Origin of the sequence: Pseudomonas sp. B19(2017) (genome assembly GCF_002113165.1) — a bacterium.
Classification (GTDB): domain Bacteria; phylum Pseudomonadota; class Gammaproteobacteria; order Pseudomonadales; family Pseudomonadaceae; genus Aquipseudomonas.
Window position 1 is genome coordinate 279,153 of record NZ_NEJR01000005.1, and the last position, 16,195, is coordinate 295,347.

The 16,195-nt window shown below is 63.7% G+C and carries 18 protein-coding genes; 7 read left to right on the forward strand and 11 right to left on the reverse strand.

Annotation, left to right across the window (positions count from 1 at the left end):
- The first annotated feature begins 52 nt into the window (after positions 1-52).
- Positions 53-1,129 (forward strand): 3-deoxy-7-phosphoheptulonate synthase, encoded by a 1,077-nt coding sequence (locus tag CAF70_RS10470; protein WP_063914021.1) that lies wholly within the window; start codon positions 53-55, stop codon positions 1,127-1,129.
- 133 nt (positions 1,130-1,262) lie between these two features.
- On the opposite strand, the gene CAF70_RS10475 is transcribed toward CAF70_RS10470, so the two are convergent.
- Positions 1,263-1,544, reverse strand: coding sequence for a GNAT family N-acetyltransferase (locus CAF70_RS10475; RefSeq protein ID WP_025338432.1), 282 nt, complete (start codon positions 1,542-1,544; stop codon positions 1,263-1,265).
- Positions 1,545-2,051: 507 nt separating this feature from the next.
- On the opposite strand from CAF70_RS10475, the gene oprI reads away from it, so the two are divergent.
- Positions 2,052-2,303: an outer membrane lipoprotei OprI gene (gene oprI, locus CAF70_RS10480; protein WP_003259780.1), complete on the forward strand. Its 252-nt coding sequence runs from the start codon at positions 2,052-2,054 to the stop codon at positions 2,301-2,303.
- A 132-nt stretch (positions 2,304-2,435) separates the two neighbouring features.
- Here oprI and CAF70_RS10485 read toward each other — a convergent pair whose 3' ends face one another.
- The 3 genes from CAF70_RS10485 to CAF70_RS10495 all read right to left on the reverse strand — a co-directional run bounded on the left by CAF70_RS10485 (position 2,436) and on the right by CAF70_RS10495 (position 4,479).
- Positions 2,436-3,413: a L,D-transpeptidase family protein gene (locus tag CAF70_RS10485; RefSeq protein WP_085624692.1), complete on the reverse strand. Its 978-nt coding sequence runs from the start codon at positions 3,411-3,413 to the stop codon at positions 2,436-2,438.
- A gap of 111 nt (positions 3,414-3,524) precedes the next feature.
- A complete protein-coding gene (locus CAF70_RS10490) occupies positions 3,525-3,815 on the reverse strand; it encodes a hypothetical protein (protein ID WP_013971899.1) in 291 nt (96 codons plus the stop codon).
- A gap of 58 nt (positions 3,816-3,873) precedes the next feature.
- Positions 3,874-4,479 carry an arylesterase gene (locus tag CAF70_RS10495; RefSeq protein ID WP_085624694.1) on the reverse strand — a complete coding sequence of 202 codons (606 nt, stop codon included), beginning with the start codon at positions 4,477-4,479 and terminating at the stop codon, positions 3,874-3,876.
- Between the two features lie 10 nt (positions 4,480-4,489).
- On the opposite strand from CAF70_RS10495, the gene CAF70_RS10500 reads away from it, so the two are divergent.
- Positions 4,490-5,173: an ABC transporter ATP-binding protein gene (locus tag CAF70_RS10500; RefSeq protein WP_016714756.1), complete on the forward strand. Its 684-nt coding sequence runs from the start codon at positions 4,490-4,492 to the stop codon at positions 5,171-5,173.
- Positions 5,173-7,680: an ABC transporter permease gene (locus CAF70_RS10505; RefSeq protein WP_085624696.1), complete on the forward strand. Its 2,508-nt coding sequence runs from the start codon at positions 5,173-5,175 to the stop codon at positions 7,678-7,680. The genes CAF70_RS10500 and CAF70_RS10505 overlap by 1 nt, the downstream gene beginning before the upstream one ends.
- A 126-nt stretch (positions 7,681-7,806) precedes the next feature.
- Here the strand turns inward: CAF70_RS10505 and greB are convergent, their stop codons facing one another.
- From greB to CAF70_RS10525, 4 genes are all read right to left on the reverse strand, one after another.
- Complete coding sequence (gene greB, locus CAF70_RS10510) at positions 7,807-8,280, reverse strand: transcription elongation factor GreB (protein ID WP_063914016.1); 474 nt, start codon at positions 8,278-8,280, stop codon at positions 7,807-7,809.
- Between the two features lie 11 nt (positions 8,281-8,291).
- Positions 8,292-8,600: a hypothetical protein gene (locus tag CAF70_RS10515; protein ID WP_085624698.1), complete on the reverse strand. Its 309-nt coding sequence runs from the start codon at positions 8,598-8,600 to the stop codon at positions 8,292-8,294.
- 219 nt (positions 8,601-8,819) lie between these two features.
- A complete protein-coding gene (locus tag CAF70_RS10520) occupies positions 8,820-9,257 on the reverse strand; it encodes a DoxX family protein (RefSeq protein ID WP_085624700.1) in 438 nt (145 codons plus the stop codon).
- A 113-nt stretch (positions 9,258-9,370) separates the two neighbouring features.
- Positions 9,371-10,777, reverse strand: a complete 1,407-nt coding sequence (locus CAF70_RS10525) for a transglycosylase SLT domain-containing protein (protein ID WP_085624702.1) — start codon at positions 10,775-10,777, stop codon at positions 9,371-9,373.
- A 157-nt stretch (positions 10,778-10,934) separates the two neighbouring features.
- Here CAF70_RS10525 and CAF70_RS10530 point away from each other — a divergent pair, with 157 nt between their 5' ends.
- From CAF70_RS10530 to CAF70_RS10540, 3 genes are all read left to right on the forward strand, one after another.
- On the forward strand, positions 10,935-11,732 hold the full coding sequence (locus CAF70_RS10530) for a TatD family hydrolase (protein ID WP_085624704.1): 798 nt from the start codon (positions 10,935-10,937) through the stop codon (positions 11,730-11,732).
- Positions 11,733-11,986: 254 nt separating this feature from the next.
- Positions 11,987-13,465: a methyl-accepting chemotaxis protein gene (locus tag CAF70_RS10535; RefSeq protein WP_085624706.1), complete on the forward strand. Its 1,479-nt coding sequence runs from the start codon at positions 11,987-11,989 to the stop codon at positions 13,463-13,465.
- 75 nt (positions 13,466-13,540) lie between these two features.
- Positions 13,541-13,909: an Mpo1-like protein gene (locus CAF70_RS10540; RefSeq protein ID WP_085624708.1), complete on the forward strand. Its 369-nt coding sequence runs from the start codon at positions 13,541-13,543 to the stop codon at positions 13,907-13,909.
- A gap of 168 nt (positions 13,910-14,077) precedes the next feature.
- On the opposite strand, the gene CAF70_RS10545 is transcribed toward CAF70_RS10540, so the two are convergent.
- From CAF70_RS10545 to CAF70_RS10555, 3 genes are all read right to left on the reverse strand, one after another.
- A complete protein-coding gene (locus CAF70_RS10545) occupies positions 14,078-14,875 on the reverse strand; it encodes an acyl-CoA thioesterase II (RefSeq protein WP_085624710.1) in 798 nt (265 codons plus the stop codon).
- 75 nt (positions 14,876-14,950) lie between these two features.
- Positions 14,951-15,730, reverse strand: coding sequence for a CHAD domain-containing protein (locus CAF70_RS10550; protein ID WP_085624712.1), 780 nt, complete (start codon positions 15,728-15,730; stop codon positions 14,951-14,953).
- Positions 15,731-15,747: 17 nt separating this feature from the next.
- Positions 15,748-16,026: a hypothetical protein gene (locus tag CAF70_RS10555; RefSeq protein ID WP_003259403.1), complete on the reverse strand. Its 279-nt coding sequence runs from the start codon at positions 16,024-16,026 to the stop codon at positions 15,748-15,750.
- Between the last annotated feature and the right edge of the window lie 169 nt (positions 16,027-16,195).

A 16,195-nucleotide genomic window follows, 5' to 3' on the forward strand; every position in this document is an offset into this window, starting at 1 on the left:
GGGCCGCACGGGGATAGTTGGCGGCCGGCACCGTGACCTGACGAGTAACACGATGGCTGATTTACCGATCGATGACTTGAACGTTGCCTCCAACGAGACCCTGATCACCCCCGATCAGCTCAAGAAGGAAATCCCCCTCAGCGCCAAGGCCCTGCAGACCGTGACTGCCGGCCGTGAAGTGGTGCGCAATATTCTCGACGGCAAGGACCATCGCCTGTTCGTCGTGGTCGGCCCCTGCTCGATCCACGACATCAAGGCCGCCCACGAGTACGCCGAGCGCCTGAAAGTGCTGGCCGAGGAAGTGTCTGACACGCTGTACCTGGTAATGCGCGTGTATTTCGAAAAACCGCGCACCACCGTCGGCTGGAAAGGCCTGATCAACGACCCGTACCTGGATGACTCGTTCAAGATCCAGGATGGTCTGCACATCGGCCGCAAGCTGCTGCTGGACCTGGCCGAAATGGGCCTGCCGACCGCCACCGAAGCGCTCGACCCGATTTCCCCGCAATACCTGCAGGACCTGATCAGCTGGTCGGCCATCGGCGCTCGCACCACCGAATCCCAGACTCACCGCGAGATGGCTTCGGGCCTGTCCTCGGCAGTCGGCTTCAAGAATGGCACCGACGGCGGCCTGACCGTTGCCATCAATGCCCTGCAGTCGGTGTCCAAACCGCACCGCTTCCTCGGCATCAACCAGGAAGGTGGCGTGTCGATCGTCACCACCAAGGGCAACCCGTACGGCCACGTGGTACTGCGCGGCGGCAACGGCAAGCCGAATTACGACTCGGTCAGTGTCGCCCTTTGTGAGCAGGACCTGGCCAAGGCCAGGATCAAGGCCAACATCATGGTCGACTGCAGCCACGCCAACTCCAACAAGGACCCGGCCCTGCAACCGTTGGTGATGGAGAACGTCGCCAACCAGATTCTCGAAGGCAACCAGTCGATCATCGGCCTGATGGTCGAGAGCCACCTGAACTGGGGCTGCCAGTCGATTCCGAAGAACCTGGACGAGCTGCAGTATGGCGTGTCTATCACCGATGCCTGCATCGACTGGTCGGCGACCGAGAAGACCCTGCGCAGCATGCGGGCCAAGCTGAAAGATGTGCTGCCGCAGCGCAAGCGCGGCTGACGCGATAAAGAGAGGGGCCGCTTCGCGCCCCATTCGCGGCACAAGGCCACTCCTACAGGAAATCGCATAACCCTGTAGGAGCGGCCTTGTGCCGCGAATGGGGCGCAAAGCGGCCCCGCTTTTTTTTACGGAATCAGACCTTGCTCGAATGCCGCTGCTGGCGCTCCATGTAGCGCTCCACGTACGAGCAGGACGGGATCACCGTGTAGCCCATCTGTTCCGCGTACTCCAGGGCCCGTTCGGTCAGGGCGGCAGCAATCCCGCGGCCGCGCAGGGCGTTGGGTACGAAGGTGCGATAGATGTCCAGCGTCTGCTTGCCCAGATCCATGTACGTCAGATAGGCACGATGACCGTCCACGTTGGTCTCGAACTGATGACCGGCCTGGTCATGGTGGATGGTCAGCGCTTCGCTCATCACTACTCCTCGCAGGTCTTGTCGGCAGACCCATACCTTAACCGATGGTGGTTTATCCGGCACAGAATCCTCTACGCCACCTGTTGCCCACTTCGACCACTGGACGATTGCAATCGTTCGGATCCTCTGGCACTCACAAGATAGTAGGCGCCGCGGGCGGGATTGCTCAAGGTGGTGGCGGTTAAAAATGGCTGGAATGCAGCCAGAGCGACTCTTGCTTGCACGCCAACGGCCACCGGATGTACTAGGGCTTAAGACGCTGAACGACAGTTAAAGTCACCGCTAGTTCAACAAAAAAGTTCCCGTACTACAAACGCTTGCGGTCCCTGCACGTTTTTTTCACAGGCGTGTCGCAAATCTTGTCGGAAAGGCGTCAAGCAACATTTTTTTTGCAGTTCTTGCGCTTAGTCAGTTTACTTACTACAAGTAATGGGTACTATGTACGCCGGCCAGTTTCTCTTTTCCGAGAGATGGCTATTTAATAGAAAGTCCTTGAAGGGGAACACGATGAACAACGTTCTGAAATTCTCTGCTCTGGCTCTGGCCGCAGTTCTGGCTACCGGTTGCAGCAGCGTATCCAAAGAAACCGAAGCTCGTCTGACTGCGACTGAAGACGCAGCAGCTCGCGCTCAAGCTCGTGCTGACGAAGCCTACCGTAAGGCTGACGACGCACTGGCAGCCGCTCAGAAGGCTCAGCAGACCGCTGACGAAGCCAACGAGCGCGCTCTGCGTATGCTGGACAAAGCCAGCCGCAAGTAATAATCCTCACGGATTGTTATGGAGCCGACCCACTTGTGGGTCGGCTTTTTTATTGCCTGCGCACAAGGCAAACGCGCCAGGCAGAAACGAAAAGGCCTGCACTAAGGCAGGCCCGGGTATGTCGCAATAACCTTACTGCAGTTCGGGCGGAATGCTCGAAACCATCGGCGCGCCACCCTGGCTTTCGGTCGGCACGGCAATTTCGACCGGCATGCCATCTTCCGCGGCCACCACGTCACGCACCATGTCCCAGTTCATGCGCAGGTTATTGGCCAGGTCTTCACGCTTGAGCAAGGCGTTGATGACTGCAGTGTGTTTATCGACCACCGACGGATTACCCTGGTCGTCCAGCGGCGTGTGTGCCTCCAGATAGACCTTGCCGCCACTGATACCGAACTTGTAGGGCTCGTTGATGATGCGCACCGGCGTCCCCACCGGCACCATCTTCGACAGTTCCAGCACATTGTTGTTGAGCATGCGGAAACAACCGTGGCTGGTACGCATGCCAATGCCGAACTTCTTGTTAGAGCCGTGGATCAGGTAGCCCGGCACCCCGAGGGTGAACTTGAACGGCCCCAGCGGGTTGTCCGGACCGGCCGGCACCACGCTCGGCAGGATATCGCCGTCAGCCGCGTGCTCGGCGCGGATCGACGCTGGCGGGGTCCAGGTCGGGTTTGGCGTCTTGGCGGTGATCTTGGTGTTGGCGATCGGTGAACCCCAGCCTTCACGGCCAATGCCCAGCGGGAAGGTATGCACCACATTCTGCCCTTTCGGGAAGTAGTACATGCGGTATTCGGCCAGGTTGATGACGATGCCTTCACGCGGGCCAGGCGGCAGGATGTAGCGGGTGGGCAGGATGATCTCGGTGCCCGCTCCTGGCAGCCATGGGTCTACGCCCGGGTTGGCAGCGATCATTTCCAGGTAGCCGAGGTCGTTGGCAGTGCCGATATCGGCGAACGTGTCCTCGTACTTTGCCTTGATCACCTGCACCTGGCCGATGATGTCTTCACCGGGTGGTGGCAGTGGCAGCTCCAGCGCAGCAGCGGGGCCTGCTACCAGCAGGGCGGCCAGGGACAGGCTACGGGTGACGGCAGGAAAGCGCGGCAACATCCGGTAAATCCTTCGAAAGGTGGGTCAAGAGAATCGATTGTACACCCGCGCCGATGCAAGCGGGAGGCATTGGCACCATGCAAGCGTTTCAGATGATGAAAGGTGCGCTGTTCAGCCGCCCTGCAGTTCCGGCCACACCGGGCGCATGCCGCGCCGCTGCGCATCTAGAATGGCACGGCACAGGTCGCACAGGCGGCCGTCGCGGTAGATCGAGCGCGGCACCCCCGACCAGCGCGGTTGCGCCGGCAACAGGCCACCGCACAACGTGCGGTCAGCCGGTACGCCCAGCTCGAGCTGGCGGGCCACCAGGTGGACGCGGATTTCCTGGCAGGCAAACAGGTCGAGCTGCTCATCAGGCTCGATCAGTTGGTAGGCGTACAGGGACCAGGCAGGGCGCGGCATCGGTGGCACTCGAAACGGGGGGCGCAACATTAGCCGAAAGCCGGCGCCGTTTAAAGCGTCACAGCAAGGGTTTTATCGCCGGCCAGGCATTTTCCAGCAGGCGCTGCTGGGCGGCCTGGGCCGGGTGAATACCATCCGCCTGCATCAATTCCGGCACGCCCCCTACCCCCTCGAGGAAAAACGGCACCAGCGGAACCTGTTTCTCTGTCGCCAGCCGTTCATAAACCTGGGCGAAGGCAGTGGTGTAGCGCAGGCCATAATTGGGTGGCAGGCGCATGCCCAGCAGCACCACCTTGGCACCGGCCTTGCGCGCACTCTCGATCATCGAGGCAAGATTTTGTTGCAATTGCGCTGGCGGCTGCCCGCGCAGGCCGTCGTTGCCGCCCAGTTCCAGCACCACCAGGCTCGGCTTGTGTGCTGCAAGCAGCGCCGGCAGCCGCGCCTGGCCACCGGCACTGGTGTCACCGCTGATCGATGCATTGACCACTTTGTCGTCGAAACCTTCGTCCCGCAGGCGGGTCTGCAACAGGGACACCCAGCCCTGGCGGGTATCCAGGCCAAAACCGGCGCTGATACTATCGCCGACAACCAGAAGTGTTCCCGCCGCCGCGCTCTGGGCCAGGCAATACAGGGCCAGACCGGCACTCAACCACCACACTCGCATCGGATTCTCCATGGGCCCCAGCATTCTCGTTGCGCAGAACCTTAGCAAAGTGGTCCCCAGCGCGGAAGGTGACCTGACCATCCTGCACGCGCTGTCTCTCGACCTGGCCCAGGGCGACAGCCTGGCCATCGTCGGCGCCTCGGGCTCGGGCAAGTCGACCCTGCTCGGCCTGCTCGCCGGTCTCGACCAGCCCAGTGCCGGCAAGGTCATCCTCGCTGGTCACGACCTTGGGCCGCTGGATGAAGACCAACGCGCACGGGTGCGCGCCGAACATGTGGGCTTCGTGTTCCAGTCGTTCCAGCTGCTCGACAGCCTCAATGCCCTGGAGAACGTCATGTTGCCCCTGGAACTGGATGGCCGCCGCGATGCCCGCGAACACGCGCGCACTTTGCTCGAACGGGTCGGCCTGGGCAAGCGCCTGAGCCATACCCCGCGCCAGCTTTCGGGCGGCGAACAGCAACGGGTGGCCATCGCCCGCGCCTTCGCCGCGCAACCGGCAGTGCTGTTCGCCGACGAACCTACCGGCAACCTCGACAGCCACACCGGCGAGCGCATCAGCGATCTGCTGTTTGAACTGAACAAGGAGCGCGGCACCACCCTGGTGCTGGTTACCCATGACGAACGCCTGGCCCGGCGCTGCCGCCGCCAGATCCGCCTGGATGCGGGCCGCCTGGTGGCCCCGGTGGAGGCCTGATGAACCACATGCCGCTGTCCCGCCTGTGCGGCCTGGCCCTGCGCCAGTTGCTGCGCGACATCCGCGCCAGCGAAGTGCGCGTGTTGTTCTTCGCCCTGCTGGTGGCGGTGGCGGCGAGCACTGCCATCGGCTATTTCGGTGCCCGCCTCAACGGTGCCATGCAACTGCGTGCCAGCGAGTTCCTCGGTGCCGACCTGGTGCTACAGGGCAGCGCCCCGGCCCGCGACCAGCAGATCGAGACCGGCAAGGCACTAGGCCTGCGCCACGCCCAGGTGGTCGAATTCACCAGCGTTGTCGGCGGCGACAACGGCATCCAGCTGTCCAGCGTCAAGGCTGCCGATGGTGCCTACCCGTTGCGCGGGCAAGTGCGCAGCGCCGCGGCGCCGTATGCCGCAGAAACCCCGGGCGGCGGCCCGGCACCCGGCGAAGCATGGGTCGAACCACGCCTGCTGGCGGCACTGGGGCTGAAGGTTGGCGACAGCATCGACGTGGGTATGAAAACCTTGCGCATGAGCCGCGTGCTGACCTACGAACCGGACCGCGCCAACAACTTTTACAGCCTTACCCCTCGGGTAATGATGAACCTGGCCGATCTGCCGGCCACCGGCGTGATCCAGCCGGGTAGCCGGGTTACCTACCGCGACCTGTGGCGCGGCGATGCCGAAGCGTTGGCCCAGTACCGCGAGGCACTGAACAAGGACCTGGCCGCCAACCAGCGCCTGCGCGACACTCGCGATGGTAACCAGCAGGTTGGCGGCGCCCTGGGCAAGGCCGAGCGCTACCTGAACATGGCCAGCCTGGTGGCCGTGCTGCTGGCAGGCGTCGCCGTGGCCCTGTCGGCCAGCCGCTATGCCGCACGCCGCCTGGACGCCAGCGCCCTGCTGCGCTGCCTGGGCCTTTCGCGCCGCCAGGCGCTGGGCCTGTACTGCCTGCAATTGGCCATGCTCGGCCTGGTCGCAGCGCTGGCCGGCGCCCTGCTCGGCTGGCTGGCCCAACTGGGCCTGTTCCGCCTGCTGCACGGCTTGCTGCCAAGCGTGGTACCTGCAGGCGGCATCGTCCCGGCCATGGCCGGCATCGCTACCGGGCTGGTGGCCCTGGCCGGTTTCGCCCTGCCGCCAATCGCCGCGCTGGGCCAGGTGCCACCGCTGCGCGTGCTACGCCGCGACCTGCTGCCGATACCGCCCAGCAGCTGGCTGGTGTACGGCGCGGCGCTGTTCGCCCTGGGCCTGATCATGTGGCGGCTGAGCCTCGACCTGCTGCTCACCTTCGCCCTGCTCGGTGGCGGCCTGGTCGCCGCGCTGCTGCTCGGCGGCCTGCTGCTACTCGGTTTGCGCAGCCTGCGCGAGTTGCTGGGCGGGGCCCCACTGACCTGGCGCCTGGGGCTGGGCCAACTGCTGCGCCACCCCATGGCCGCTGCCGGCCAGGCCCTGGCCTTCGGCCTGATCCTGCTGGCCATGGCCCTGGTCGCCCTGCTGCGTGCGGAACTGCTCGACACCTGGCAAGCGCAGCTGCCCAAGGATGCACCCAACCATTTCGCCCTGAACATCCTGCCGGATGACCGTGAGCCCTTCGCCCGCCACCTGCAGCAGGTCAATGCAACCTCGGCGCCGCTGTACCCGGTGACACCTGGCCGACTGGTGCGTATCAATGAGCAACCGGTGCAGCAGGTGGTCAGCAAGGACTCGGCAGGCGAACGTGCCGTGCAGCGCGACCTCAGCCTGACCTGGGCGGCCGAACTGCCCGAAGGCAACGCCTTGACGGGTGGCAACTGGTGGCAGGCGCTGCCCGCCGCAGATGAAATCCCCGGTGTGTCGGTGGAGGCGGAACTGGCCAGCAGCCTGAAGCTGCAACTGGGTGACCTGCTGACCTTCGACATCGGCGGCCAGCAGCGCCAGGCACGGGTCAGCAGCCTGCGCAGCGTGCACTGGGACAGCTTCCAGCCGAACTTCTACATGATCTTCCAGCCCGGCACGCTGCAGGGGCTGCCAACCACCTATCTGACCAGCTTCTATCTGGCAGCGGGCCATGACCTGGATGTGGTGGCGCTGTCACGGGCATTCCCGGCGGTGACCATTCTGCAGGTGGACGCCTTGCTCGATCAGTTGCGCAGCATCCTGGCCCAGGTGACCCTGGCGGTGGAGTACGTGTTGCTTTTCGTGCTGGCGGCCGGGCTGGCGGTACTGTTCGCCGGCTTGCAGGCAACGCTGGACGAGCGCATTCGCCAGGGGGCCTTGCTGCGTGCACTGGGCGCGGCGCGGCCACTACTGGTCAGGGCACGGCGGATCGAGTTCGGCTTGCTGGGTGCGGCCAGCGGCTTGCTGGCCGCGGTCGGGTGCGAGCTGATTACCCTGGTGCTGTACCGCTACGCCTTCGACCTGCAATGGAGCCCGCATGTGTGGCTGTTGTTGTTGCCGCTGGCAGGGGCGCTGTTGGTGGGTGGTGCGGGGGTGCTGGGAACGCGGCGGGCGTTGAATGCCAGCCCGTTGGCGGTGTTGCGCGAAAGTTGAGGGTTGCCTGTGCCGGCCTCTTCGCGGGCTTGCCCGCTCCCACCACGCCGGCACAACCTTCAAATGCGGTGGCAAACCTGTGGGAGCGGGCAAGCCCGCGAAGAGGCCGGCACAAACAACATCAATTTATTGGCCGTAAGTGATGCTGTTCACGTACCAGGTCGCTTCACCGGTAGGCGTGTGCACCACCACCTCGTCACCCTCCTCCTTTTTCAGCAGGGCACGAGCCATGGGGGAGTCGATCGAGATGTAGTCATTGCGCCCATAGATCTCGTCATAACCGACAATACGAAACTTCATGGTCTCGCCCTCATCGTTCTCGATCTCTACCCAGGCACCGAAGAACACCTTGCCCTCCTGCTGCGGCGAGTAAGCCACCACCTTCACATCTTCAAGACGCTTGCGCAGGTAACGCACCCGACGGTCGATCTCGCGCAGCAGCTTCTTGTTGTACTGATAGTCGGCGTTCTCGCTGCGGTCACCCAGCGATGCCGCCCAGGTTACCTTCTGGGTGATCTCCGGGCGGTACACCCGCCACAGGTGGTCCAGCTCTTTCTTCAGCGCCTCATGGCCTTCCGTGGTAATGATGTTGGTGCTCAACAGCGCGCTCCTCAGCGGCGGGTAATCAGGCCTTGGCGCGCGATACGGGTGAGGTGGCCGATGATTTCGGCGGCCTCGTCCGGCGCCGGGGCCTGGATCACAGCCAGGTCGAAACGGTCATTGCCATACTGCGCGAGGTGGCAGCCGGTATCGGCGAACTGGATCAGAAATGCACGCGCCTGGCCCTTGCGCCGGGACAGGCCTTCAAGGTGACGTAAAAGAGTGGGTTGATGCTGGCCGCCGAGCAGGATGCGCGGTGTGCGGGAAACCTGGCTGGCAGGCAAGGGGCTCAAACAGACACTGGTACGTGGGCAACTCATGGAGCTTCTCTCCGCCTCGCGAATCCCGCTGGGCAGCGGTGGGAGGCGTCACCGAACCAGCGCTTTAGCGGTATTTCGGATGACCCGGAGGTGGGCTTCCTGCGCCCCGCAAGTAGCTGTTTAAATCGGCGCAGTCGGTATGCTAGAGCTACAAGCGGCAAGATACAAGCCTCAGGCCGAAAGTGATCGGCCTGGGCTTGTATCTTGGCGTATGCGGTATCAGCGAGCGATCAGGCGGTCCAGCGAGAAACGGCCAGCGCCTTCGATCAGTACCGCGACGGTACCGGCCAGCAGGGCCAGGCCGAACTCATAACCGTTGTTGGACATGAACAGGCCGTTGCCGATGTGCACCGAGAGGATCGCCACCACCAGGGTCACTGCCAGCACCAGAGCCGCGGGGCGGGCCAGCAGGCCGATCACCAGGGCCAGGCCGCCAAAGAACTCGGCACTACCGGACAGCAGCGCCATCAGGTAACCCGGGGCCAGGCCGATGCTCTCCATCCATTGGCCGGTGCCTTCCAGGCCATAGCCGCCGAACATGCCGAACAGTTTTTGCGCACCATGCGCGATGAAGATGATGCCGAGCAGGATACGGATGACGCTCAGGCCAGCGCCGGCGCGGGTGGAGAACAGGGCGTTGAGGGTAGCGTTGTTCATGTCGAAATCTCCTTGAAGCGGGAAAGTTGTGTTGGGATGGGCGCCATCATAATCGATTCAATAGATATGAAAATCGCAAAAAACCCAACATAACAATCGACAAAATCGATTTATCAGCGCTTCGCCACACGCTCCAGCGCAGCACGCTCCCGATTGAACGCTACAAAGTACTTGTTGACGCTATTGACGAAGTTGACCGGCCCCATGCCCACCTGCTCCATGGCGATGCGTTCGGTCTGGAAGAACCACTGATCGCCATTCAGCCCACGCCGCCGCGCTTCGGCGCGCATGGCCTGGACCCGCTCGGGCCCCAGGTTGTAGGCCGCCAGCACGAAGGCCATGCGCTCGCGTTCGTTGATTCTGGCACTGGCAAAGAACTTGCGCCGAATCAGCGCCAGGTAACGGGCACTGGCCTGGACATTGCCATCCACCGTGGCGGTGTTGCTCACCCCCACGCGCTGCGCCGCCGACGGAGTAATCTGCATCAGGCCATGGGCCCCGCCGGTGCCGCGCGCTGCCGGGTCGAGCGTCGATTCCTTGAAGGCCAGTGCGGCAAGGTTGAGCCAATCGATCTGCTGCGCCTCACCGTGTTTCTGCAGCACCGCACGCAGCGCGGTCAGGCGCTGGCGATTCCTGCTGGCCAACGGGTCGTGTACCCGGTACTGGCGGCGGTAGATGCGCTCGAACGCGGCGTCCTGGTTGTCCGGCGCGCGGTAACCCTGCAGAAAGCGATCGACCGTGGCCAGCAACTGCGGCGCATCGGGCCCCACATACCAACGCATGGCTTGCGGCGCCCCCATTTTCACGCGGCTGTCCAGGCGCAGGCGCGGCATCACCCGGGCCCAGCGCCGGGCGATCGGCTGCTCGACCACGGTCAGGTGATAGATGCCAGCCTGGACCATTTCCAGCACATCCTCCACCGCCAGGGTCGAGTCGACCCACTCGACCTTGATCGGCGCGCGCTTGCGCAGCGCCAGCTGCTGGTTGACCTGCTGGATCAACGGGCCAGCGGCACTGGCGCTGGTCAGGACCACGGTACGCCCGGACAACTGCTCGACATGGCTGAAGCTGCGTTCGCCCCTGCGCCCCACCAGCAGCAGCGGCACCTGGTCGAGCACCGGCGCACTGCTGCTGACCCCGCGCACCACGCCAGGGTCGAGCAGCTCGCCCGGCGCGGCCAGGTCGCCCTCGCCACGGGCCAAGGCGCCCAGCAGCTGCTCCTTGGCCCGAGGGATCAGCTTGAGCTGGATCTCCTGGCCGTCAGCGGCGCGGGCATTGAGATAGTGCTCCAGGGCACGCAGGCGATAATACTCGATGCCGACCGGCTCACCCTTGACCTCACCAGAGCTGTTGCGGCTCTGGTTGACCAGCACCCGTAACACCTGGCTGGTGCGAATCTGTTGCAGGTCACGGACCTTGGTCGGCGGGATGCTCTGCTGCGGCCCTGGCGCGCGCGCGTGGGCGGGTCCTGTCAAGGTCAGCCCAAGCGTCAGCAGGAAAATGAGCCAGCATCGCTGCATGCGAAGTCGTGTCCGTGGTCGGTGGGCGGCATCCATGGGGTTGCACCGCCGGGAGAGAAATGACGGTAAAAGACCATGGCAACAGCATGAAGTTCTTGGTTTTTTCAGAAAACACGGTTTTTGTTATGCTGGCCGACCCGCGGCACGAGGTAGCACCATGCAACTGATCGATATCGGCGTCAACCTGACCAACAGCAGTTTCCACGACCAACAGGCGGCAATCGTCGAGCGCGCCCTTGAGGCCGGGGTCACGCAGATGGTGCTGACGGGCACCAGCCTGGCGGTCAGCGAACAGGCGCTGGAACTTTGCCAGCAACTGGATGCCGGCGGCGCGCACCTGTTCGCCACGGCAGGCGTACATCCCCACGATGCCAAGGCCTGGGATGCCGGCAGCGAGCGCCAGTTGCGCCAGCTGTTGAGTGAACCACGTGTACGCGCCGTGGGTGAATGCGGCCTGGATTTCAACCGCGACTTCTCCCCTCGCCCACTCCAGGAAAAAGCCCTGGAGGCACAGTTGGCGCTGGCTGCCGAGCTGCGCCTGCCGGTGTTCCTGCACGAACGCGACGCCAGCGAACGCCTGCTGGCGATCCTCAAGGATTACCGCGACCACCTGGCCGGCGCAGTAGTGCACTGCTTTACCGGCGAACGCGATGCGCTGTTTGCCTATCTGGACATGGACTTGCACATCGGTATTACCGGCTGGATCTGCGACGAACGCCGTGGCACCCACCTGCACCCGCTCGTGGGCAACATTGCCGAGGGGCGGCTGATGCTGGAGAGCGATGCGCCTTACCTGCTGCCGCGCAGCCTGCGGCCCAAGCCAAAGAACGGGCGCAACGAACCGGCGTTCCTGCCGGAGGTGTTGCGCGAAGTGGCCTTGCACCGGGGTGAGTCGGCCGAGCATACGGCGGCGCATACCACAGCGACGGCGCGGGCGTTTTTCCAACTCCCCTGAACCTGTAGGGGCCCTATCGCCGGCAAGCCAGCTCCCACATCGATCGCATCGACTTCAAGCCATGTGCAGTACCTGTGGGAGCTGGCTTGCCGGCGATGAGGCCTGTACAGGCAGTACAAATTAGTTGTCCCAAGAAAACCTATTACAGGCGCAGGAATTTTCTTGATACACATCAAGAAAGGGCTTGGCTTGCGCAGGCACAATGATGGCACCTTGCCAATATTGTTTCCGCTCAACTCAGAGAAGACCTGCCCATGGGTGCCTGGCTTAGCAATGTTTCCCTGAAGTACAAGTTCTGGGCCGTCAACGCGGTGGCCTTTGTCACGACCTTGCTGCTGGTGCTCTATGCCGTACACCTGGAGCAGCGCGCACGCGCCGAGGCCGCGCAGGCCCAGGCAGCTGCACAGGCACAACTGCTGGCTGCATGGCCGGCCGGCCAGCCGCTGCCCCGCCCGGCCAACGTCATCAGCTGGTCCGCCGGGCAAACGCCCACCTTCGCGGGCGAACCCCTCGAGGCCCTGCGCGATGCCCAAGGCTGGGTCGAGCTGCCCGCCGCCCGGCTCTTGGGCGACAACCCGCTACAAGGCGCGCAGGTACTGCGCAACGGCGATCAGCAAATGGCCGTGCTGGCCCAGTCGCCAAGCCTGCGCCAGGTGTTCTTCGACCGCTTCAGCAACTACGCGGTATGTGTACTGATCCTGATGCTGGCCATGCTCGGCGCCTCGCAGCTGCTGATCCGCTTTCTGCTCAGCCAGCTCAACACCCTCAAAGACGTGATGCTGCACGTGGAAAAAACCGGCGACCTTTCGGCCCGAGTGCCGCTGGCCTGTGGCGACGAGGTCGGCCAGATGGCCGGGGCCTTCAATGCCATGCAGGCGACCTACCATCGCGTGGTCAGTACCGTCGCCCACACCGCTGCGCAACTGGACTCCGGCGCCGCTCGCCTGGCCGCAAGCATGAGCGACGTGCGCCACGGCATGCTCGGCCAGCAGAGCGAGACCGACCAGGCCGCTACCGCCATCAACGAAATGTCGGCTACGGTACACCACATCGCCCAGCATGCTGGCGCCACCCGTGACCTGTCACAAACAGCCGACACCCTGGCCGGTAGCGGCCAGGAGGTGGTCAGCCGGGTTCAGGATTCGATTTCCGGGTTGTCCAGCGGCGTGCAGCAAACCGCCGAGATGATCCGCCAACTGGCCGAAGACAGTCAGAAGATCAATGGCGTGGTCAGTGTGATCCACAGCATCGCCGAGCAGACCAACCTGCTGGCCCTCAATGCTGCCATCGAAGCCGCGCGCGCCGGCGACCTGGGCCGCGGCTTTGCAGTGGTGGCCGATGAAGTGCGCAACCTGGCCAAGCGCGTGCAAACCTCCACCGACGAGATCACCACCATGGTCTCGGCCCTGCAGTCTGGCACCCGCGATGCAGTGGAGTTCATGCAGGAAAGCTCGTACAAGGCCGACGACTGCGTCAGGCAGGCCCAGGAGGCCGGCGAAGCACTGGCCGAGATTACCGGTGCCGTGGCGCAAATGCGCGAAAGCAACACCCAGATTGCCGTGGCAGCCGAGCAGCAAAGCCAGGTAGCCGAAGAAATGAACCGCGCCGTAGTGAGCATCCGTGATGTCACTGAACAAACCGTGCAGCAGACCGTGGGCTCGGCGACCACCAGCAGCGAACTGGCAACCCTGGCCGGTGAACTGAACAAGGCCATTGGCCAGCTCAAGCTATAGTCACCATAGCCAGCCTCGATTGGCTCCCTCCTGGAGGCCGCACTAAGCTTTGGGCATGACCGAGAGGAAATGCCCATGAGCAAACGCCTGCCCAACCTGCCCGCCTGGCAATGGCGCGGCTACCACCACAACCACCGCCACCCGACCAACCTGGTGCTGCACCTGATCGCCGTGCCGTTGTTCATTCTTGGCGCATTGCTGATTCTGTCCGGGCTGTTCGGCCTGGATCCGGGCCAGATTGCCGTTGGCGTCATTGCATTGATTGCCGGCCTGGGCCTGCAGCGCCAGGGCCATCGCCTGGAAGCCGAGCAACCCGAGCCCTTCGCCAACCGCAAGGATGCCGTGCAACGCCTGCTGACCGAGCAGTTCATCACCTTTCCACGCTTCTTGCTGAGCGGGGCCTGGTGGAAGGCCTGGCGGGAACGGCACAAGCATCGCCATTGATGCTCCAATCACGCACAAACTTTTGCAGGAGCGGCCTTGTGTCGCGAAAGGGCTGCGCAGCAGCCCCGGATTTACAGCTTCGCCGTGAAGATTGCCAGGGCCGCTTTGCGGCCCTTTCGCAACACAAGGCCGCTCCTACAGGAAAGCGTGCAGGCCGGCACGTATCTGCTAGGCAAACACGGTAACCGTCTGCCGGCTCAAGGCCAGCAACTCGCCCTGCGCCGTCCTCAAGGCAGCAGCGGCATGCCCATAACCATCCCGCGCATATTCGGTTTCCACGCAATAGTGGCACCAGTCCAGGGTCGACAACTGCGCCGTGGGCTGCATGAATTCGATGGTCCAGGTCAACGTACTGCCGGCAGCAGGCTGCTTGAGAAAAGGCATCAGGCTCGGCGGCCAGGCATCGACCAACGCCAGCAGGTGTGCCTCGTTGACCGGCTCTTCGGCCACGCCGCGCAAACGTACCCAGCCGCCCATCTGGCGCGACTGATTGCCACTGAACGGCAACCCGCCCACCGTCCAGCGCAAGGCCACATGCTGCATGAACTCCGGGGTAACGCCTTTGATATGGGGTAGCTCGGAAGCGGCCTCTTCGAGCGCTTTCATTTCCGTGGCCGGCAACGCCGGTACATCGACCACCGACGGCCGCCCTGCACCGAAATTACCCTGCACCAGGGTTACCACCTGGCCGTTTTGAATGGCACGCCCCAGCAAGGTGCTGACGGCTTTGCCTTCACGCAGCGCCTCCACCTCGAAGCGGATCGGCACATCCGCCGCGGCCGGCGCCACGAAGCTGATGGCCAACGAGCGCACGGGGCGGCCATCGGAGATTTTCTGGCGCATGGCTTCATATACCATGGCCGCCATCAGCCCGCCGAAGGCTGCGCGGCCCTGGGCCCAGCTGGGCGGGATGCTCACCGCATCGGGGTTGGCCCGCACGGCGTCGAGCAGTTGGTTGAAATTCATTGGCCGGTCCTGCCTGCTGCGAAAGGGTCTGCCCATCCTAGCCAGCAAACCCTTGCCGATCAGCCCGCATATCGGTCATTTTTCGGGCTTTCGCCGCTCCAGCGCCTGCTGCAATGCCGCCAGCGTCAAATCCGAATGGCGCTCGGCCTCGTGCAATTCCTGCTCCCAGGCAACCTTGCATGGTGCCAGGTCGGCATGCTCGCGCGCCTGCAACAACCATTGCAGGCGGTCATGCCAGTCACCCAGGTCGCCCTGGGCCTGCTTCAGCAAGCGCCGCAATTGCTTGCCCGCATGGTCGAGCTGCGGGTAGGCCTCGTCGCCATAGCGCGCACGCTTGATCAGCAAGCGCAGGCGGTGGCGATCGTGGGCCGGGTCCTGCAACGCTTTATGCAACTTGCGCCACTGTTTGACCAGGCGTTTGTCGACACGCTTTTCCAGCCCCTTGACCAACCCTTCGCGGCCGGCTGCGCGCAGGAACAGCGGAAACGCGTCGACAATCGCCAGCACCCGGGTCAGCTGCGGGCTGGCGGCAACACTGGCGAAGGTCCTGTCACGGCCTTCCAGGCGCAGTTGCCCGGCCTGGGCAAAACCACGCCCGATCAGCTCAGCCGCCAACACCTCACGGTCACGCAGCGGCGTGGTCAGGGTACCCAACGACTTGGCGGCGTCCTCGAGTTGCTCGACCCCTGGCAACCCACGCAGTGGCCGCAGCAGGCTGCGCAGGCGCCGCAGGGTGGTGCGCAGGTCATGCAAGGCCTCGCTGTCGGTATCGGCAGCCAGGCGTTCGCGACAGGCCAGCAGGCGCACCTGCAAGGCCACTATCTGGGCAACCACGTGATCGAGCATTGCAGACATTGAAAGACGCTCCTTGGTCAGCGCCCGGCGCGAGACTCACGAATGTAGAAACGGGCCTTTTCGGCTTTTCTGGTACAACTTTCATAACCTTCGAACTGCTGCTGGGTCTTGGCACCGGTCAGCAGCGACAAGGCCTTGGAGTAACTCACGGCACCGGCAAAGCCTTCGGCCTTGGCCAGGTCCAGCTCCTTCCAGGCGGCATCCAGTTGGGTCGCGCAACTTTCGCGATAGGCCGTCTTGCCCGCGCAGCCAGCAAGGGCCAAGGCGATCAGTGGAAGGCAGATCCAGGCTTTCATCGGTAATACCTCAATGGAAAAAAATGTAGGCTGTTCGACGCCCCGGCAGCTGAAAAGTGCCCTGCCCAGCCAGCTTGGCCCAGCCAGTTTTATTACAGTAGCTTAGCGCGATGCACATTGAAGCACAGGTGGCGATGGGTGCATTGTAGAACCATGGTTGCACTGGCCG